The organism is Marinobacter sp. GH_1 (assembly GCF_048595985.1).
In the GTDB taxonomy this organism is placed as follows: Bacteria; Pseudomonadota; Gammaproteobacteria; order Pseudomonadales; family Oleiphilaceae; genus Marinobacter; species Marinobacter shengliensis.
Map to the genome: position 1 here is coordinate 1,789,069 of NZ_CP184460.1, position 20,312 is coordinate 1,809,380.

At 58.3% G+C, this 20,312-nt stretch carries 16 protein-coding genes; 9 read left to right on the plus strand and 7 right to left on the minus strand.

Annotated features, from left to right (window positions below; translation table 11 throughout):
- Positions 1 to 244: 244 nt before the first annotated feature.
- Complete coding sequence (locus tag ACNSOI_RS08210; protein WP_058089493.1) at positions 245 to 1,117, minus strand: MurR/RpiR family transcriptional regulator; 873 nt, start codon at positions 1,115 to 1,117, stop codon at positions 245 to 247.
- Positions 1,118 to 1,321: 204 nt separating this feature from the next.
- Between ACNSOI_RS08210 and zwf the strand changes: the two genes are divergently transcribed.
- The 3 genes from zwf to ACNSOI_RS08225 are packed head-to-tail and all read left to right on the plus strand — an operon-like array spanning position 1,322 to position 4,206.
- A complete protein-coding gene (gene zwf / locus ACNSOI_RS08215; RefSeq protein ID WP_058089494.1) occupies positions 1,322 to 2,797 on the plus strand; it encodes a glucose-6-phosphate dehydrogenase in 1,476 nt (491 codons plus the stop codon).
- Positions 2,790 to 3,503, plus strand: coding sequence for a 6-phosphogluconolactonase (pgl, locus tag ACNSOI_RS08220; RefSeq protein ID WP_152439613.1), 714 nt, complete (start codon positions 2,790 to 2,792; stop codon positions 3,501 to 3,503). The genes zwf and pgl overlap by 8 nt, the downstream gene beginning before the upstream one ends.
- 52 nt (positions 3,504 to 3,555) lie before the next feature.
- A complete protein-coding gene (locus ACNSOI_RS08225; RefSeq protein WP_420195538.1) occupies positions 3,556 to 4,206 on the plus strand; it encodes a bifunctional 4-hydroxy-2-oxoglutarate aldolase/2-dehydro-3-deoxy-phosphogluconate aldolase in 651 nt (216 codons plus the stop codon).
- An 81-nt stretch (positions 4,207 to 4,287) separates the two neighbouring features.
- On the opposite strand, the gene pyk is transcribed toward ACNSOI_RS08225, so the two are convergent.
- Positions 4,288 to 5,736, minus strand: coding sequence for a pyruvate kinase (gene pyk / locus ACNSOI_RS08230; protein WP_420195539.1), 1,449 nt, complete (start codon positions 5,734 to 5,736; stop codon positions 4,288 to 4,290).
- A 22-nt stretch (positions 5,737 to 5,758) separates the two neighbouring features.
- Positions 5,759 to 6,763 carry a type I glyceraldehyde-3-phosphate dehydrogenase gene (gene gap, locus ACNSOI_RS08235; RefSeq protein ID WP_420195540.1) on the minus strand — a complete coding sequence of 335 codons (1,005 nt, stop codon included), beginning with the start codon at positions 6,761 to 6,763 and terminating at the stop codon, positions 5,759 to 5,761.
- Positions 6,764 to 6,961: 198 nt separating this feature from the next.
- On the opposite strand from gap, the gene edd reads away from it, so the two are divergent.
- Genes edd through ACNSOI_RS08250 form a run of 3 tightly spaced genes read left to right on the plus strand, consistent with a single transcriptional unit; the run spans position 6,962 to position 10,389 of the window.
- Positions 6,962 to 8,782, plus strand: coding sequence for a phosphogluconate dehydratase (edd, locus tag ACNSOI_RS08240; RefSeq protein ID WP_420195541.1), 1,821 nt, complete (start codon positions 6,962 to 6,964; stop codon positions 8,780 to 8,782).
- On the plus strand, positions 8,779 to 9,744 hold the full coding sequence (locus tag ACNSOI_RS08245) for a glucokinase (RefSeq protein WP_058089500.1): 966 nt from the start codon (positions 8,779 to 8,781) through the stop codon (positions 9,742 to 9,744). The genes edd and ACNSOI_RS08245 overlap by 4 nt, the downstream gene beginning before the upstream one ends.
- Before the next feature lie 42 nt (positions 9,745 to 9,786).
- Positions 9,787 to 10,389 (plus strand): uracil-DNA glycosylase family protein, encoded by a 603-nt coding sequence (locus ACNSOI_RS08250; RefSeq protein WP_058089501.1) that lies wholly within the window; start codon positions 9,787 to 9,789, stop codon positions 10,387 to 10,389.
- A gap of 2 nt (positions 10,390 to 10,391) precedes the next feature.
- On the opposite strand, the gene ACNSOI_RS08255 is transcribed toward ACNSOI_RS08250, so the two are convergent.
- A complete protein-coding gene (locus ACNSOI_RS08255; RefSeq protein WP_286921248.1) occupies positions 10,392 to 11,276 on the minus strand; it encodes an aldo/keto reductase in 885 nt (294 codons plus the stop codon).
- Complete coding sequence (locus ACNSOI_RS08260; RefSeq protein ID WP_420195542.1) at positions 11,276 to 13,105, minus strand: alpha-amylase; 1,830 nt, start codon at positions 13,103 to 13,105, stop codon at positions 11,276 to 11,278. Before ACNSOI_RS08260 ends, ACNSOI_RS08255 begins: the two co-directional genes overlap by 1 nt.
- A gap of 263 nt (positions 13,106 to 13,368) precedes the next feature.
- On the opposite strand from ACNSOI_RS08260, the gene malE reads away from it, so the two are divergent.
- From malE to malG, 3 genes are all read left to right on the plus strand, one after another.
- On the plus strand, positions 13,369 to 14,568 hold the full coding sequence (gene malE, locus ACNSOI_RS08265; RefSeq protein WP_061330977.1) for a maltose/maltodextrin ABC transporter substrate-binding protein MalE: 1,200 nt from the start codon (positions 13,369 to 13,371) through the stop codon (positions 14,566 to 14,568).
- Positions 14,569 to 14,677: 109 nt separating this feature from the next.
- Entirely contained in the window at positions 14,678 to 16,219 is a 1,542-nt protein-coding gene (gene malF, locus ACNSOI_RS08270) for a maltose ABC transporter permease MalF (RefSeq protein ID WP_420195543.1), read from the plus strand.
- Between the two features lie 10 nt (positions 16,220 to 16,229).
- Positions 16,230 to 17,120: a maltose ABC transporter permease MalG gene (gene malG, locus ACNSOI_RS08275; protein ID WP_058089505.1), complete on the plus strand. Its 891-nt coding sequence runs from the start codon at positions 16,230 to 16,232 to the stop codon at positions 17,118 to 17,120.
- 428 nt (positions 17,121 to 17,548) lie between these two features.
- Here malG and malK read toward each other — a convergent pair whose 3' ends face one another.
- Together malK and ACNSOI_RS08285 are read right to left on the minus strand one after the other, a co-directional pair.
- Positions 17,549 to 18,664, minus strand: coding sequence for a maltose/maltodextrin ABC transporter ATP-binding protein MalK (gene malK / locus ACNSOI_RS08280; RefSeq protein WP_420195544.1), 1,116 nt, complete (start codon positions 18,662 to 18,664; stop codon positions 17,549 to 17,551).
- Positions 18,665 to 18,695: 31 nt separating this feature from the next.
- Positions 18,696 to 20,309: an alpha-glucosidase family protein gene (locus ACNSOI_RS08285; protein ID WP_106695522.1), complete on the minus strand. Its 1,614-nt coding sequence runs from the start codon at positions 20,307 to 20,309 to the stop codon at positions 18,696 to 18,698.
- Positions 20,310 to 20,312 lie beyond the last annotated feature (3 nt).

Genomic DNA, 20,312 nt, shown 5'->3' on the forward strand with positions numbered 1-20,312 from the left:
TTCTTGCATGTCAGGGAAGCGGAATTTCCGGTTCCTAGGTCCCGGTCAGGCTTCCGGTTCCCTTGATTGCAGCTTCTGCCAATCAGACATTGGGAAACCGGATTTCATGGTTCCTCAAGGCGGGTCTTTGTACATCCTCCGAGTCAGGGAATTTGGGGGGTGAGTTTCAGGGGGGAGGAGGGGCGTAGATGGCTGCGCCCCTGCCGGAGGATGTCTGAGTGGTTCAGGCGAGTACTATGTGTGACTACTCCAGCGGATAGCGGGTTGCCTTGAGGCTTTCCTTTATCTTCTTGAGATGGCTCAGGAAATCCTTTCCGCGCTTGAGTGTCACACCGGTTGCCAGGATGTCGATCACGGTCAGGTGGATAATGCGTGACGACATGGGCATATAGACTTCGGTGTCCTCCGGAGCGGTTACGCCAAGCACCGCTGTGCAGCATTCGGCCAGCGGAGATTCCGGATTTGTGATGCCAATCACGGTGGCACCATTGGCGCGTGCCACCTTGGCAATCTCAACGGCCTCTTTGGTTCTGCCGGTGTAGGAGATTAATACGATGACATCACCTACCTGGGCGCCGGCGGCTACCATGCGTTGCATCAGGGCGTCGTCGTAAGAGGTGACCGGAATGTTGAAGCGAAAAAATTTGTGTTGTGCATCCAGGGCAACGGACGCCGAACCACCCATACCGAAGAAGTTGATCTGTTTGGCTTGAATCAGGTAGTCAATGACGGTGCCCAGTGCTTTGGGGTCCAGGGACTGGCGGGCTTTGTCCAGGCTGGCGATGGTGCTGAGCATGATCTTGTCTGCGAACTCCGCCACGGTGTCGTCTGGCTCGACATTCTGGCCCACGTAGGGGGTGCCGGTGGCGATGCTCTGAGCGAGGCGGATTTTGAAGTCGGGGAACCCGGTGGCCGAGAATCCCCGGCAAAAACGATTCACCGTGGGTTCACTGACATCGGCAGCGCGGGCGAGGGCAGCTATGCTGTAACGAGTAGCTGCGCTGGGGTCACGAAGGATGGCTTCCGCAACCTTGCGTTCAGATTTGTTCAGGCTGTCGAGCCGGGACTGAATGTCTTCCAGCAGATTGTCGTCACGGTGCGCATGGTTTGCGGCCATGTTTGGGTACTCCCTCGGGGTGTGCCATCGTTGTTGGAAATTGTAGTGATTATACCGTGTTTATGAACTTTTTGGTGTAGTAAAAATATCAATTAATGAAAAATACCCTTGGAAAATGCCGGTCAAGCTGTCATTATTTTTATAAAATTACTACATTATGCCTTTCAGGCGGCTGGTGTCGCTTTAAACTGAGAGAAGGAACCGATGGTCAACCGTACCGCTACCCGTTGTGACCTAATGCTATTCGGGGCGCTGGGGGATCTTGCCCAGCGCAAACTCTTCCCGGCCCTGTATCAACTTGAACGGGCGGGCCTGCTGGCGCCTGGCAGTCGCATACTTGCCGTTGCGCGAACCGAGGCCGGCACGGACAAGGTGAAAGAACAGCTGTTGGAGAAACTGAAAAAACACGTGAAGTCCGAAGAGTTTGACCCGGATATCGCGCAGTCTTTTCTCCAGCGAGTGGAATATCAGCGTCTCGACTTCAATGACCCGGAGGGCTACCAGGCGCTTCGGGACTGGCGGGACGAGCCGGATAACCAGTTGATTGTCTACATGGCAACTCCGCCATCAATGTACGGTGTGATTGCCCGCAATCTCGAGGCAACCCGTTGCTGCAATGAGCGGACGAGGGTTGTGGTTGAAAAACCCATTGGGCACGACCTGGAAACCTCCAGGGTGATCAATGATGAGTTGGGTCAGGTATACAACGAGAATCAGATCTTCCGGATTGATCACTATCTGGGCAAGGAAACCGTGCAGAACCTGATTGCCCTGCGCTTTGCCAACAACCTCTTTGCTTCCCAGTGGGATCAAAATCACATCTCCCACGTGGAAATTACGGTTGCGGAAAGCGTGGGTATCGAAGGGCGCTGGGGGTATTTTGACAAGGCCGGCCAGATACGGGACATGATCCAGAATCACCTGCTGCAGTTGCTTTGCCTGATTGCGATGGATCCGCCGGCGGATCTGTCCGCGGACAGCATTCGCGACGAGAAAGTGAAGGTGCTCAAGGCGCTCAAGCAGATTACCCCGGAATTGATGGGCAGCCATGTGGTTCGTGGCCAGTACACCGCAGGCACCAGTGGCGGCCAGCCGGTACCGGGGTACCTGGAAGAAGAAGGGGCGAACAAGGGCAGCGAGACGGAAACCTTTGTGGCCTTGAAGGCGGAGATCGACAACTGGCGCTGGTCTGGCGTGCCGTTCTATATCCGCACCGGCAAGCGGCTGCCGGAAAAGTTGTCCCAGATTATTATTCATTTCAAGCCCGCGCCCCACTACATCTTTGATCCAGACCAGAAGCACCTGGCCAACAACAAACTGATTATCCGCCTGCAGCCCGATGAGGGCATGTCCCTGAAGATTCTCACCAAGGACCAGGGACTGGATAAAGGTATGCGCCTTCGCCAGGGGCCGCTGGAGCTGACGTTCTCGGAGACATTCGAAACCGACCGAATTCCTGATGCCTATGAACGTTTACTGTGGGAAGTGATGAAGGGGAATCAGTACCTGTTTGTGCGTCGTGATGAGGTTGAGTACGCCTGGCGCTGGGTGGATCAGGTTATTGCAAACTGGCATGACAGCGGCGAACCACCCAAACGCTATGCCGCAGGAACTTGGGGGCCGGTGGCATCCATCGCCATGATTACCCGGGATGGGAGAAGCTGGTATGAAGATGCCTGATATTCGCCTGCCGGATGGCGTGGTTTTGGAGGCGGGGGAAGATCCTCAACAGGTGGCTGAAGCCCTTGCCACTGATGTTGCCCGTTTTCTGGTGCAGCGTCTGGAGAGAGCTGACAGGGCGAGCCTGGTGGTTTCCGGTGGGTCCACGCCTTTGCCGTTTTTTAAGGCACTTTCACAGGTGGATCTGGATTGGTCACGGGTGGATGTGCTCCTGGCCGATGAGCGTTGGGTGCCCGAGGGAGATCCGGCCAGCAATACCACCCTGGTGCGTGAGAATCTGCTGCAGAACAGGGCTGCTAATGCCAGCTTTCTTTCTCTGAAGCAGGTTGGTGCAACGCCTGAGGAGGGCCTGCCACGGGTTCGCTCTGCACTTGCCGGGCTGAAACTGCCGCTGGATGTGTTGATCCTGGGTATGGGGAATGATGGTCATACCGCGTCTCTGTTCCCGGATGCGCCGGAGTTGCCAGAGGCCATGGACCCGGAATCCAGGGATCTGGTCCTGGCAATGAACCCGCCGTCCCAGGCCCAGCAGCGCATTACCTTGACGCGTCCGGTGCTGGCCGGTGCCAGGTATACCGCCCTACACCTGAAGGGGAGTGACAAGCTGGATACCCTGACCGCAGCGATGGCCAGGCCGGAGGCCGTTATGGCTATGCCGGTCAGGGCCTTTCTCAAGCCTGGACTGAAGGTGTTCTGGAGTCCGTGATGATGAGGCAGTACGAAACAAAGCGGTCAGTAACTGCATTCAGGAGAACTATATGACTCAACTTTCCGATTATCACAGAGACCGTGTTCAGGCAGTGCTCAGTGCCTCGCCACTGGTGCCGGTTATTGCCATCAATGAACCGGAAGATGCCATTCCCTTGTGTCGTGCGTTGGTGGATGGCGGTATCAAGGTGCTGGAAATTACCCTGAGAACTGAGCATGGGGTGCGGGCCATTGAACAGGTTCGAAAAGCCATTCCCGAGGCGTGGGTTGGTGCGGGAACAGTAACCAGTATCGCCCAGTACCGGCAGGTGGAGGCTGCGGGTGCCCAGTTCGTGATTACGCCGGGTGTTACCGAGGCGATTCTGGAGTTTGCGCTAACCTCTGAGGCACCATTATTGCCAGGTGTGGCCACGGTCTCCGAGCTGATGTTGGGTTACTCGTTGGGTTACCGTGAATTCAAGTTCTTTCCGGCTGAAGTGTCAGGCGGGATGCCGGCATTGAAGGCATTTCGAGGCCCTTTCCCGGATGTAACCTTCTGCCCGACCGGTGGGATTAACCAGGATTCCGCGCGGGACTACCTGGCGTTGCCAAACGTGGCCGCCGTGGGTGGTTCCTGGTTGACGCCAGGGGAGGCGATCCAGCGCCGGGAGTGGGAGGTAATCACCGAGGTGGCGCGGGTCAGTCTTGATCGGCTCAGGTGACGTTTTTTGCTCACAGGCATGAAAAAGCCCACTTCCAGGAGTGGGCTTTTTGCTATCAGGCTGATTTGCTCAGGCCAAACGTCAGCGAATGTCGGCTCCAACACGGACAATCTTCATGGTGTTGGTGCCGCCCTGGGCGTTGACGTAATCACCCTTGGTAATCACCACCAGGTCGTCTTCCTTCACCACGCCCCTGCGTTTGAGTTCGGCAACGGCATTGGCGTTGGTTTGCTCATTGGCAATCTTGGCGGAATCAAAAGGCACGGTTTGCACTCCGCGGAACAGGGCAACGCGGTGTTGCGTGGAGTGGTGCCGTGAGAAAGCAAATATCGGCAGGCTTGACTTGATGCGGGACATCAGTCTGGGAGTGGCGCCGGTTTCGGTCATGCAGATGATGGCGCGAACGCCCTCCAGATGGTTGGCGGCATACATGGCCGAAAGGGCGATGGCCTCATCAACCCGCTCCATGCTCTCGTGGATCCGGTGCTTGGACTGATGCATGGAAGGGTGGCGTTCCGCCCCAAGGCAGATGCGCACCATGGCTTCAACGGCCTCCGTGGGGTAGTCGCCCACGGCAGTTTCCGCCGACAGCATCACTGCGTCGGTGTAGTCCATCACGGCGTTTGCCACATCCGACACTTCTGCCCGGGTTGGCATGGGGTTGGTGATCATCGATTCCATCATCTGGGTGGCGGTGATCACCGCCCGGTTTAATACCCGCGCCCGGGAGATGATGTGTTTCTGAACACCAACCAGTTCGGCATCGCCGATTTCCACCGCCAGATCACCTCGGGCAACCATGACAGCGTCGGACGCCAGAATAACGGCATCCAGTGCCGCTTCGTCATGGGCCAGTTCGGCCCGCTCGATCTTGGCGACCAGCCCGGCATCCGAACCGGCGTCTTGTAGCAGTTTCCGGGCGATGTGCATATCATCGGCCGTTCGAACGAAAGACACCGCTACATAGTCCGCGCCCAGGCGGGCTGCAGTGACGATGTCCTGTTTGTCCTTGTCGGTGAGGGCTTCGGCAGACAGGCCGCCTCCCCGTTTGTTCAGGCCCTTGTTGTTAGAAAGCGGGCCGCCAATCAGAACCCGGGATGTGATGCTGTGGCCATCCACGCTCTGGACTTCCATTTCGATGCGACCATCATCCAGGACCAGAATGTCCCCCGGTTCTACATCATCGATCAGTTGCTCGTAATCGATGCCGACCCGCTCATTGGTGCCGGCCTCTTTGTCCATGGCGGCGTCCAGAACGAAGGTCTGGCCGGCCACCAGAATAACTTTGTTCTCAGCAAATCTTGCTATTCGCAGTTTCGGGCCCTGCAAGTCGGCCAGCAAGGCAACGAAGCGCCCCTGGGCTGCAGCTGTTTCTCTTACCCGTCGGGCCCGGGCGATATGCTCATCAGCACTGCCATGAGAAAAGTTAAGCCGGGTGGCGTCTACCCCGGCTGCAATAATGGCGGCCAGGGCTTCCGGGGTATCGGTAGCGGGGCCGAGTGTGGCGACAATTTTGGTGCGCCTGAGCATGATGTGGATCCTTTATTGGGTGTTACTGAGCGGCTTTCATAAGCTCGATGGCGTTGTCGAGCATGCGGTTTGAAAAGCCCCATTCATTGTCATACCAGGCCATGACTTTTACATGACGGCCGATGACCCGGGTATGATTTGCGTCAAACACGCTGGACAGGGCGTTGTGATTGAAGTCGATACTGACCAGCTTTTCGGTATTGTAGCCGAGTATCGGGCTGCTCTGCGCGGCGGCGCGGACGGCTTCGTTGATCTCGGCTACGCTGGTGTTGCGGTTGGCAATAAATCCGAAATCCACCAGCGACACATTGATGGTAGGAACCCGAACGGCCAGGCCGTCGAGTTTTCCGTCCAGGTCCGGGATAACCTTGCCGATGGCAGCGGCAGCACCGGTCTTCGTGGGGATCATTGATTGGGTGGCAGATCGGGCCCGGTACAGGTCAGAGTGGTAAACATCACTCAGTTTCTGATCGTTGGTGTAGGAGTGGATGGTGGTCATTAGGCCACTCTCGATACCCACGGTGTTGTGCAAGGCAGCCACGACCGGTGCCAGGCAGTTGGTGGTGCAGGAGGCGTTGGAAATGATCTGGTGCCTGGCAGTCAGTTCCTGGTGATTGACGCCATAGACAACGGTGGCATCTGCGTCTGCGGATGGGGCGGAGATAATCACCTTCCGGGCGCCGGCGTTGAGGTGTGCGGCGGCTTTGTCCCGGTTGGTGAACAGCCCGGTACACTCGAACACCACATCCACGTGGTAGTCTTTCCAGGGCAGGTCTTCCGGGTTGCGGATGGCGGTAATGGCGATACGGTCGCCGTTGACGGTCAGCGATTCTGCGTCGTGACTGACGACGCCGTCAAAGCGACCATGAACGCTGTCATACTTCAACAGGTGGGCGTTGGTTTCGGCATCACCGAGGTCGTTGATGGCGACCACCTGGAGTTGCTTGCGGTAGTCATTTTCGTAAAGTGCGCGCAGTACATTGCGGCCGATGCGGCCAAAACCGTTGATGGCAATGCGGATGGTCATGACTCGACTCCTGTATTGGCTGTTTTTTGTTCGATTACGGTTTGTAATGTAGTAAATATAACAACAAAAAAACGAAAAATGAACGTTTGATGGGTTCAAAGCGTAAAATAAATAGGTAAAATTACATTCACAAAGACGATAGTCATAACAAACGGATTGCGGTGCCCCATCACTGCAAAAGCCCACTTGGAGTTCGCCATGCACCCCATCGTAGACAAGGTCACCCAGCGCATCATCGAGCGCAGCCGCGCCACCCGCCAGGACTATCTGCAGCGGATGGCCGCGCTCAAGGCCCAATCGCCCCACCGCAGCACACTCTCCTGCGGGAACCTGGCCCATGGTTTTGCTGCGTGCAGCCAGGCCGACAAAGACACCCTGAAGTTTATGAACAAGGCCAACGTGGCCATCGTTTCGGCCTATAACGACATGCTTTCGGCCCATCAGCCCTATGAAAGGTTCCCGGACATCATCCGCGAGGCCGCCCACGGCATGGGCTCTGTAGCGCAGTTTGCTGGCGGCACCCCGGCCATGTGTGATGGTGTTACCCAGGGCCAGCCGGGCATGGAGCTGAGTCTGTTTTCCCGGGATACCATTGCCATGAGCACGGCGGTGGCGCTCAGCCATAACATGTTTGACGCCACCCTGCTGCTGGGCATCTGTGACAAGATCGTACCCGGTTTACTGATTGGGTCGCTGAGCTTCGGCTACCTGCCGACGATTCTCGTGCCTGCAGGCCCAATGCCGTCCGGGCTGCCGAATAAAGAGAAGCAGCGCATCCGCCAGCTGTATGCAGAGGGTAAAATTGGCCGGGATGAGCTTCTCGAAGCGGAAAGCAAGTCCTATCACAGCCCGGGCACCTGCACCTTTTATGGCACCGCCAACAGTAATCAGTTGCTGGTGGAGGTGATGGGGCTGCATCTGCCGGGTTCGGCGTTCGTCAACCCGGGTACGCCGCTGAGGGACTCGCTGACCCGCGCCGCCACCGAACAGGTGATCAAGCTGTCCAGTCCCCACGGTGGAGATCTGGGGCTGGCCGATATGGTGGATGAGAAAGCCATCGTCAACGCGCTGGTGGCCTTGCTGGTGACCGGTGGCTCCACCAATCACACCATTCACTGGATTGCGATCGCCCGCGCCGCCGGCATTATCATTGACTGGAACGACTACTCGGAGCTGTCGTCGGTAGTGCCGTCCATGACCCGTATTTATCCGAACGGGCAGGAAGATATCAACGCTTTCCATGAAGCCGGCGGCACGCCGTTCCTGATTCGGGAACTTCTTGAGGGCGGCTATCTGCATAACGATGTGCAGACCGTCGCGGGGCAGGGACTGGAGCGCTACACTCAGATGCCTGAGATGGAAGGTGAGCGCCTGGTGTGGAAGCCCGCCGTTGAGAAAAGCCTGGCTCCGGATGTGCTGAGCAGCGCGGCTGAGCCTTTCGCCCCTGACGGTGGCCTGAAAGTGTTGGACGGCAACCTTGGCCGGGGGGTGATCAAAGTATCTGCGGTTGCCCCGGAGCATCATGTGATTGAGGCACCCGCCGTCGTGTTTAATGAGCAGAACGAACTGAAGGCTGCGTTTGAGGCCGGTGATCTGGATAAAGACTGTGTGGTTGTGGTTCGCTTCCAGGGTCCGAAAGCCAATGGCATGCCGGAATTGCACAAGCTGACGCCTTACCTCGGGGTGCTCCAGGATCGTGGCTTCAAAGTGGCCCTGGTGACCGACGGGCGGATGTCCGGGGCTTCCGGTAAAGTGCCGGCGGCGATTCATGTGTACCCTGAGGCTCTGGACGACGGCCCGCTGGCGCGGGTGCACAACGGTGATCTCATCCGCCTGGATGCCGTCAAAGGCACCTTGAGTATTGAACTCACTGATCAGGAGCTTGCCGCCCGTGAGCCTGAAAAAGCGGACATTAGCAGCTATCATCACGGGTTTGGCCGGGAGCTGTTCGGTTGGCTGCGTCGGTCGGCCAGCAATCCGGAACAGGGGGCGAGCTTTTTCTGGAATCACGAGTCATGACAGACATGCTGTATTCACTGGTCGGTGATATTGGGGGTACCAACGCGCGCTTTGCTCTGGTGGCGCAGGGCGACGTGCGGCCCCGGGAAATCGAGGTGCTTGCCTGCCGTGACTACGAAAACCTGGACTGTGCCGTGGTGGATTACCTTCAGCGCGTCGGGGTCGAGGAAGTTGGTCAGGCGTGCCTGGCGGTTGCATCCCCGGTCCGTGGTACTCAGGTTCGAATGACCAACAACCACTGGCGCTTCGATACCGAAGAGATTCGCCGGCAGTTTTCCTGGTCGGCGTTCAAGGTCATCAACGACTTTACCGCCATGGCCCTGGGCGTGCCCCATGTGCCGGAAGCCAATCTGGTACACGTTTGTGGTGGCCCGGGTGACCCCAGCCGGCCCCGGTTGGTGATGGGGCCGGGCACGGGTTTAGGCGTGTCGGGGTTGGTGCCCATCAACAATGGCTGGGTGCCCTTGATGACCGAAGGCGGACACGTGGACTACGCACCGACGGATGACCTGGAAATGGACGTGTTGCGGATTCTCCGGGCCCGGTTCGGCCGGGTGTCGGTGGAGCGTATTCTATGCGGTCAGGGTTTGCTGAATCTGTATCAGGCCCATGCGGAAATCCGGGGTGTACCCGCAGCTCTGGATTCCCCGGAGAGAATCACCGCGGCAGCAGTGGCCAACGAAGATGCTCTGGCCAGGGAAAGCCTTCGTCATTTCTGTGAAATTCTTGGCCGGGTGGCTGGCAATGGTGTGCTGACGCTGGGTAGTCTGGGTGGTGTTTACCTGTGCGGGGGCATTCTCCCACGTATCCTCGAGTTCTTTCTGGAAAGCCCGTTCCGGAACGGGTTCGAGGACAAGGGCAGAATGCGCCCCCTTCTGGAGTCCACGCCCGTATACGTCGTGACGGAGCCTTATACCGGACTGCTTGGCGCCGCCGAGGCCCTGTCGAATCCGGAGGTTTAAAGGCCAGAAATGGCGTCGGGCAGGCAAACGGAGAGCCACAGTATGCCAGGCAATCTGGACCATCTTTCCTTTCCCGAACTGGTTGCCCGTGTGCGTGCCTGCACGCTATGTGCCGAGGTACTGCCGGAGGGGCCGCGCCCTGTGGTGCAATTAAGTGAATCGGCTCGCATCCTGGTGGTCGGCCAGGCCCCCGGGCGCAAGGTTCACCAAACGGGCCTGCCTTTCAATGATCCCAGTGGTGATCGGCTCCGGGGCTGGATGGGCATCGACCGGGACACCTTCTATAACGAGAAGGAGCTGGCCATTCTTCCGATGGGGTTCTGCTACCCGGGCACCGGCAAATCCGGTGACCTGCCTCCGCGCCCGGAGTGCGCGGATACCTGGCGGGAGGCCCTTCTGGCTCGTCTTCCCAACATCGAATTGACCCTGTTGATCGGTCAGTACGCCCAGGCCTGGCATCTGCCCGACGGCAGCAAAAAGGTGACCGCTAATGTGGAACAGTGGCGTCATTACTGGCCTCAGCAGCTACCCATGCCGCACCCCAGTCCCCGCAACAATCTTTGGCTGCGCCGTAACCCCTGGTTTGAAAAGGACGTGATTCCGGCGCTTCAGGGACGTGTCAGAAGGTTGCTTGCGACTGCCTGAGCTCAGGGGACCGGGTTTCCCTGCACCGCTTCGAGCAAGGCATACCAGAGCCCCCGGGGCAGATCAGCCTGGGCGCCCCGCGAAGCGGCTTGAAGCCGATCTGAACGGAGCGAGCCAATCACCGGAATCGGTGCGCCGGGCAGTTGCCGAATCCATGCGATGGCCAGCCCCGTCTCACAGAGACCGGTTTCCCATTGAGCGTTGGTAAGCAGTTGCTCTGGAATGCGTTCCGGCAACTTGCCGCCGGCCAGCGGTGACCAGGCAAGCCAGCGTAGCCTGTCAGACAGCATGGCTTCCAGGCCACCATCGAAGAGTGGTTGCGGGTGGCCAAGAGACAGTTCGGACTGGTTGCAGACCAGCGGGAGATGGGTGTTCTGTTGTAACCATCGCCATTGCTCCGGCAAAAAGTTGGACACACCGATATGCCCGACCTTGCCGGACTCGACGGCTTGCTCAAGCACCCTGGCCAGGGCCGGCGCTTCCAGCAACGGGTCGGGCCGATGGATCAGGAAGGTGTGTAGCCGGTCTACCTGCAATCGTTGAAGCGACGCGTCAATGGCGGCGCTGATATAACCTGCCTCCGCCCGGTAGTGCTTGCTCCGCCAGGGGCTTGTGTCCTGGTGTTTCAGCACGATACCGGCCTTGCTGATGAGTTTTACCTTGTGCTTCAGGTGGGGAGTTGCCCGCAGCGCCCGGCCAAACAGGCGTTCGCATTCACCGTCACCGTAGATATCGGCATGGTCAAACACCTCAAGGCCATCGTCCAGGCACTGTGTAATCCAGTCGGCCAGAGCCCCAGGGGAGTGCAGCGCCCGATGCTCCGGAAGACGCATCAATCCGACAACCAGAGGCGTTTGTTTGAGATATTCGGGCCCGGCTGTTTGCATCAATTCCCGCTCCCGAACGCGATGACCACCGTGTCATCCCCATGCTGTCGTGAGAACACATAAGGTTGCTGGCTGATCAGCTTATGCTCCCCGGCACCGATGGCGGGGTGGCGTTGGCGGAACTGACCCAGGGTGCGCCAGTGGTTCAGGATGTCGGAAACCTCACCAGCCTCTATGGCCTGCCAGTTCATGGCAGAGCGGGTGCCCTGATGAGGGTCAGAGCCGGTGGGGCCAAAGGCACGGCCGGACTCGTCACCGTAGAACAGCTGGACTGCCCCTGGCGTGAACAACAGGGCAGCGGCCGCGCGTTTTTTCAGCGTATTGTCATCACCGGCAATCTGGGCGAACAGTTTGGTGTCGTGGGACGAAATGTAACTCAGCACGTTGAACGGGTCATCGCCGTGCAGCTTACCGGCGTATTCGCGGTAGACTGGCTCCATGGCCTGCAGGCATCGGGCGCCTGCTTTGGCCTCTGCCTGCAGATCGAAGTTGATGACAGCATCAAAGCCGGCGTCAAAGTAGCCGGTCTTGCGAACCGAGTGCGGAAACACTTCGGCGACCATCCAGAATTCTTCGGAGGGCAGGGCAGTGTCCGGGTGTCTCTCGCGGTAATCGTCCAGGGCCTCCTGCGCCCGCGCTTTCAGTTCACGCCAGGCGTCGGGTTCTACATGCTTGGCCGTGTCTACGCGAAAACCGTCAACACCGAACTCCCTTACCCAATCCGTGAGCCAGGTAATCAGGTACTCGCGAACAGTAGCGTTGTCCAGGTGTTCCGCCCGGCTGCTCTCTTTATTGCGCAGGAAGACGGGCAGCTCCACGGGGTTGGTCGATTCGGTCTTGAAGTCCGGCAGAAAGGCGAGGGACCCACGTACCGGGTCGACGGATGCGCTGGGTGGCGTGTCGTAATCGGCGATACCAGCCCGCACCCAGTCCTTACCCCACCAGTTACGCCAGTCCGCGTGATCGTAATCGATGAAGGCGTGATAGGCATGATGGTTTTCCCAGGATTCCGGGCGCCAGTCACCCCAGTGCTCCGGCAGGTGTTTTTCGAAACCCGAGTGCAGGGCGCCAAAGTTAAAGGTCTGCATATCCTGAAGCGAGCTGTAGCCGGGGTGGTTCATCACCACATCCATGACCACCCGGATACCCCGTTGATGGGCCTGTTGCACCAGCGTCCGGAATTCCTCCCGGGTGCCAAAATTCGCATCTGGTACCGTGAAGTCCAGGGCGTAGTAGCCATGGTAGCCGTAGTGCCGAAAGTCGCCCCGATCACCGCCGCCAACCCATCCGTGCATCTGCTCGAAGGGTGGGGTAATCCACAGGGCGTTGACGCCCAGATCAGCCAGGTAATCCAGTTTCTGGGTCAGGCCGGCGAAATCGCCACCATGGAAGGTGCCAATCTCGTCTTTTCCGTCTTTCTGCCGGCCATAGTTGATGTCGTTATCGGCGCGGCCGTTGGCAAACCTGTCGGTCACCGCGAAGTAGACGGTGGCGCCAGCCCAGGTAAAGGCGTGTACCGTCTCGTCTACCGGCTCCAGCAATAGAAGACCCTCGGCGTTATCGTCTGGAGTCATCCTGACCTGGCCATTGCGAACGCGGGCGGTGTTGCCGGTGTAGAAATCCTTCACCAGAGAGCCCTCGGCAAAGGCCCCGCCGACCGGAATTACCAACTCAGTCCGGGAAGCCTCGCAGAAAACGTTGCTATCATTGAGCGCCGGAGGGCCGGGAATGGCCCGAGCCGGCCCGTCGACAGTGGTGGCACAACCAGCAAGCCCAAGAAAGGCAGACAGCAGAAGCGGGCGTTTGAGCGGTGAAGTAATGTGAACCATGGCAATGACTCCAGGTCGGATTGTCGTTGTTGTTGGGCACATCAAACCAGAGTCCTGGGGTAACGGGTAGAAGGAATTTTCTACTCCCTACTACTCCCCCGTTCTACGCCTCGGGGAATGATATAAGGGGTGATGCTTATTCCCCGGATTTGCAACACAGTTTGAACACTCGCAAAAGAAGGTTTTGCGGCAAGCCCGGCCAGGCGACCTCTTGGCAGGCCGGACAAGAACAAAAAGGCAGGAACACACAGAGGAAAGACCTGATGAATCGTCGAACTTTTATTCGTAGCACGCTCGCCGCTTCGGTAATGGCCGCCACCCTGGGCGCCGGATCACCCGCATTCGCGGGTATTGAAGAAGGCAAACTGCTGATCTGGATTAACGGTGACAAAGGCTACAACGGCCTGCAGGAGGTGGGCGACTGGTTCACCGAAGAGACCGGCATTCCGGTGGAGGTGGCTCATCCGGACAGCGCCACCGACAAGTTCCAGCAATCGGCCGCGACCGGAAACGGCCCGGACATTTTCATCTGGGCCCACGACCGTTTCGGCGAATGGGCGCAGAGCGGCATTATTTCTGAAATCCAGCCCTCTCAGAATGTCATTGATGCCAACTACGACTTTACCTGGGAAGCCGTCACCGTCGACGGCAAGATGTACGGCTACCCGATGGCCGTTGAGTCCATCGGCCTGATCTACAACCGGGATTTGCTGCCGGAGCCGCCCGCCTCGTTTGAAGACATCCCCGCGATTCACAAGAAACTGGCAGAGGATGGCAAGCGAGCCATCCTGTGGGATTACAACAACACCTACTTCACCTGGCCGATGCTGGCCGCCGCTGGCGGTTATATCTTTGGCGAGAATGGCGACGGTAGCGTTAATGTGAAGGATACCGGCGTGAACAACGACGGTGCCATGAAAGGTGCCAAGGCGCTGGCGATGCTGATCGAGGAGGGCGTCATGCCCCGTGGGGCAGATTACAGTGCCATGGAATCCTCGTTTAACAAAGGCGAGACGGCGATGATGATCAATGGCCCCTGGGCCTGGGCCAACCTCCGCAAGAGCGGTATCAATTTTGGGGTGGCTACCATTCCGGCGATTGACGGCAAACCTGGCAAGCCCATGGTTGGTGTAATGGCCGCCACTCTGAATTCTGCAAGCCCCAATAAGGACCTGGCCGTTGAGTTCCTTGAGAACTACGCGCTGTCGGTGAAAGGCCTGAAGATGGTGAACGACGATGTTCCCCTGGGTGCTGTGGCCAACAGGGAATTCATGGAGGAACTGTCCTCCGATGACAACATCAAGGCTACCTTCGAGAACGCCCGCTTGGGTGAGCCCATGCCTAACGTACCGGCCATGGGTGCGTTTTGGTCTTCCATGGGGCCGGCACTTCAGAACATTACCTCTGGACGCCAGTCCGTGGAAGACGCCCTCAACTCCGCGGCCCAGCGCATTACCCGCTGATCGCCTGTGATTGTGCCGTGGCAGGGTAACGCCTGCCCGGCCTGTCATGCCGGACCCTGAGTGATGAAGCCGTTGCCCCGAGGCGACGGCAACCTACAGGCTGACTACAATGATAACGGAAACCCTGTCTCCCTCCGCGACTGATAGCAGACACTCCATGACACGAGTATTCCTGAAGTGGGGCACGCTGGCGGCATTGCTGATAGCGGCGCTCTACCTGATCCTGGCGTTGTACGCCCAGCGCGAATTTGTGTTCGCCATGTTGTTTCTGGTGCTGACCGCCTCTGCCGTGGCAGTGTTTGTCAGCCGGAAACTCTATGCGCATCGTTACATATTTCCGGCGGTCGCCGGTATGGGCGTCTTTGTGATCTTCCCGCTGATGTACACAGTGGGCATCGGTTTCACCAATTACAGCGCCAGCAATCTTCTGAGCTTTGACCAGGTGAAAGAAAACCTGCTTGGCCGGACCTATCAATCCGAGTCGGTTCGCTATGACTACCAGCTGTTTAAGACGGATCAAGGCTATGTCCTGTACTTGGACGGCGTCCATCAGGACCTGGTGTCGCCCCCCATTGAACTGGGAACGGAAGAGTCCCGTTTCCCGGTATTGCCATCCGCGGACCTCCCGGAGGGCGAGCCTCTGGCCATCCGCGACATCATCCAGCTGCGGAGCGACCTGTCGAAGCTGAAGCTGGTCACCGAAGATGGCCGGGAGCTGAGCCTGGCGAGTCTGCGCTCCTTCGCGGCGATACACAGCCGGTTTACGCTGCACGATAACGAAACCCTGACCAATAACGAAACCGGCGTGACCTACTTTCCGGACCACGAGACGGGGTTCTACCGTGACGCCGATGGCAATGCCATTTCTCCGGGCTGGACAGTCAATATTGGCTGGGACAATTATCTGAAAGTGGTGAGCGACCCCAGTATTCGCGGGCCCTTTTTGCAGATTTTTGTCTGGACGCTGTCGTTCGCCCTGGCAACGGTGGTGTTTACCCTGGCGCTTGGGCTGGTACTGGCCAATCTGCTGCAGTGGGACCAGATTCGAGGCAAGGGCTTTTACCGCACCATGCTGATATTGCCTTATGCGGTGCCCGCCTTCATCTCGATTCTGGTATTCAAAGGTCTGTTCAACCAGAACTTCGGGGAGATCAACCTGGTTCTGGAAGGTTTATTCGGTGTTCGCCCGGACTGGTTCAGTGATCCGGCCCTGGCCCGTTCGATGATTCTTATCGTCAACACCTGGCTGGGTTATCCCTACATGATGCTGTTGTGCATGGGGCTGTTGCAGGCCATCCCCCGGGATCTCTATGAGGCTTCGGCAATGGACGGAGCCGGGCCCATCAGCAATCTGTTCAACATCACTCTGCCGCTGATTATCAAACCGCTAACGCCGTTGCTGATTGCCAGTTTTGCGTTCAACTTCAACAACTTTGTTCTGATTGCCCTGTTGACCGGTGGCGCACCGGATATTATCGGAGCCAGCACGCCCGCTGGCACAACCGATTTGCTGGTGAGTTACACCTATCGCATTGCATTCCAGGATTCCGGGCAGAATTTCGGGCTGGCGGCTGCCATCGCCACAGCGATCTTCCTGGTGGTTGGCGCGCTGTCGCTGATCAACCTGAAACTGTCCAAGGTCAAGGTATAAGGAGCTTCCCATGGCGATGGTTCAACCGCGCTCCACTAAATACCGTGTGCTGGCATCCCATCTGGGCATGCTGGCATTTATCGCGGTGATTCTGTTCCCGCTGCTGATGGTGATCTCCATCTCCTTCCGCAGCGGTAACTTTGCCTCCGGTAGCCTGTTGCCGGAGAATCCCTCGCTGGAACACTGGTATCTGGCGCTGGGTATTCCCTACACAGACGACGCCGGCATTACTACCCAACCGCCGTTTCCTGTGCTGCTCTGGCTCTGGAATTCAATCAAGGTGGCGGTGGTTTCGTCCATTCTGATTCTGGCATTGTCTACCACCAGTGCCTATGCCTTCGCCCGCATGCGGTTTGCGGGCAAAGGCGCAGTACTCAAATCCATGCTGATCTTTCAGATGTTCCCGCCGGTGCTGTCCCTGGTGGCGCTGTATGCGTTGTTCGACCAGATCGGCAATCATGTCAGCTGGCTGGGTTTGAATACCCATGGTGCCGTCATCGTGGCCTCTCTGGGCGGCATGGCGCTGCACATCTGGACAATTAAAGGCTACTTCGATTCCATCGACCGGTCACTGGAGGAAGCCGCCATCGTTGACGGTGCCACCACCTGGCAGGCATTCCGCTACATCCTGCTGCCGTTGTCTGTGCCCATTCTGGTGGTGGTGTTCATCCTGGCGTTCATCATGACCATCATGGAATACCCGATGGCCTCGGTGCTGCTGGTGGATACGAACAAGCTGACCCTGGCGGTGGGTGCTCAGCAGTACCTGTACGAGCAGAACTACCTGTGGGGCGACTTTGCCGCGGCGGCGGTGTTGTCTGGTCTGCCGATCACCGTGATTTTCCTGTATTGCCAGAAGTGGATTGTCGGCGGGCTGACCGCCGGTGGTGTCAAAGGCTAGCTTTGTTGTTGCTCTCAGGGCCCGCGAGGGCCCGCTCTCCCAGGCCGTAGCGGAAGATCCCGCACGGCTTCCTTACGCGACCTGCGTCTTCCCGCGTTATCTTTCGCGACCCGGTCAGAGTTATCCCCCCTGCTGACCGGGCTTTTTTTTGTGGACTTAACAGGATGGTGCACAGCCCCTTGATTCCGGTTGCCTATCGCCTGATGTAGCGCGCCCATGTGGGAGGCCCTTTCCAAAACCGTGCGGAGCCAGGGATGGCGGAGCCGAGCGTACAGGGATGTATTCACAGCGTGTTTTGGAAAGGGCCTCCCACATGGGCGTGCGGCCGGCTGTCACCAGTGAGGTCAAGGTAGGGGGCACAAAAAAGCCGGTAACGAATACCGGCCAAGGAGAGTGTTCTGCAGATCAAATCAGAAGCGGGCAGGGCCCTAGAAGTCGATGCACGGTTCCTGATAGAGGCGGGGGCAGGCGGTGCCGTCGTCCCGGAACAGGTGGCACTTGTTGGCATTCAGCCCCAGAGTCATGGGTGCGCCTTCCTGAACGGGGTTACCGCCATCGGTGCGCATGGTCAGCACGCCCTCCACGTTTTTAACGTCGAGGTGCACCAGGGTCTGATAACCCAGACGCTCGACAACGTGAACCTCACCTTGCAGGTACATGTCGGCCTCCTGGTCTTCGGTCAGGTGTTCCGGACGTATACCCAGAGTGACGTTTTCGCCCTCAAGCAGGTTATGACCATTCACCGGCAATTCCAGCTGATGGTCACCCGGCAGGGTCACGGTGACCGACTGGTTACTGGCAGAAGCCACCTGGCAGTCGATGAAGTTCATCTTCGGTGAGCCGATAAAGCCCGCCACAAAGCGGGTGGCCGGATAGTGGTAGAGTTCCATGGGCTTGCCCACCTGGGCAATGCAGCCGTTATCCAAAGCCACGATTTTGTCGGCCATGGTCATGGCTTCCACCTGATCGTGGGTGACATAAATCATGGTAGCGCCCAGGCGTTTGTGCAGGCGGGATATTTCGATCCGCATCTGAACGCGCAGCGAGGCATCCAGGCTGGACAGCGGCTCGTCAAACAGGAACACCGCCGGCTCCCGAACGATGGTACGGCCGATGGCGACCCGCTGGCGTTGGCCGCCAGACAGGTCTTTGGGCTTGCGCTCCAGGAGCTTGTCCAGTTGCAGCAGGGTGGCGGCGTCCTGAACCCTCCGGTTGATTTCGTCCTTGTGGGTTTTCGCGAGCTTCAGGCCGAAGGCCATGTTCTCCGCCACATCCATGTGGGGGTAGAGGGCGTAAGACTGGAAGACCATGCCCACTTCCCGTTCTTTGGGGGGCAGGTCATTCACCCGGCCATTTCCGATGTACAAGTCGCCGGTGGTTATGTCCTCCAGCCCGGCAATCATTCGCAGCAGTGTCGACTTGCCGCAGCCGGAGGGGCCGACGAACACCACAAACTCGCCGTCATCGATGTCCAGGTTCACGTTCTTGGTTACCTGGGCGTCGTCATAGCTTTTACAGATATTTCTCAGGGTTACACTGGCCATAGCGTTTATCTTCTTGTTCGATGGTCACCCGTCAGAGCCTGGCGATTTCAATACCCCAGGGCCCCAGTTTCAGTTGTTTGCCGTGCCATTGACCGCCGATGAAATCGGGGGTTCCGGTCATGGGAGAGCCTTGCGCCGGCAGCGTCACGGTATTTCCGGTCTCGCTCAGGTTCAGAGCGATGATCAAGCGTTCCTCGCCAAGACTCCTGACGAACACCAGTGTGTCTTTCGGGCTCTTGAGGAATTCGATGTCTCCTTCCAGCAGGACAGCCTGCTCCCGACGCCAGCCCAGAAAACTCCGGTAGGCGGTGAGCACGGAATTATCTTCGGCATGCTGCAGGGCAACGGCGGCGTTGTAATGATCATCATACACGGGCAGCCAGGGGCTGGTGCTGGAAAAGCCGCCGTGGGTTTCTTCGTGGTGCCAGACCATGGGAGTCCTGCAGCCGTCCCGGCCCTTGTACTCTGGCCAGAAGTTGATGCCGTAAGGGTCCACGAGGTCTTCGTACTGGAGCTCCGCTTCGGTCAGGCCAAGCTCTTCACCCTGGTAGATGCACACGCTGCCCCGCAGTGTCAGCAACATGGCCATGTAGGCTTTGAGCTGTTGTTCCGATCGGGCCTGCCAGCGGGTGGCCACCCGTGCCACATCGTGGTTGCCAATAGCCCAGCACGGCCAGCCGTCGGTCAGTTTCTGTTCAATGGTGTCCACGGTCTTGCGGAAAAAGTCGGCACCATGTTGCTCGGTCAGCAGGTCAAACGAGTAGGCCATGTGCAGCTTGTCACCGCCACTGGTGTAGTCCGCCATGGTCTGCAACGAATCATCATCGCCGATCTCGCCCACGGTCGTGGTGCCCGGGTACTGATCCAGCAGCACGCGTAGCCGTTTCAGGAACGTCAGGTTCTCCGGCTGGGTTTTGTCATGCTTGTGATGCTGGTAGGCGTAGGGGTTTTCCTTGCGAACACCGATGGAGCCTTCCTGCAATGCCTTGCTTGGCGGGTTGTCTCGCAGCTTGCGGTCATGGAAGCAGAAGTTGATGGCGTCCAGGCGGAAACCGTCAACTCCCCGGTCCAGCCAGAATTTCACATCGGACAGCACCTGTTCCTGAACCTCCGGGTTGTGGAAGTTCAGGTCTGGCTGACTGGCCAGGAAGTTGTGCAGGTAGTACTGCTTGCGGCGACTGTCCCAGGCCCAGGAGGAACCGCCGAACACTGACAGCCAGTTGTTGGGCGGAGAGCCGTCTGGCTTGGGATCGGCCCACACATACCAGTCGGCTTTTGGATTGTCCCGGGACTGGCGACTTTCCACAAACCAGGGGTGTTGGTCGGAAGAGTGGCTCAGCACCTGGTCGATCATGATTTTCAGGCCCCGCTTGTGGGCTTCGGCGATCAGTTCATCGAAATCCTTCAGGGTTCCGAATATCGGGTCGACATTGCGGTAGTCAGAGACGTCGTATCCAAAGTCTTTCATCGGAGAGGTGAAAAACGGGGACAGCCAGATGGCATCCACATTCAGGCTGGCGATGTAGTCCAGCTTGGCGGTCACCCCGGGCAGGTCGCCTACACCGTCGCCGTTAGAGTCATAGAAACTGCGTGGATACACTTGATAGATAACGGCGCCACGCCACCAGTCCGGATTTCTGCTCATCTT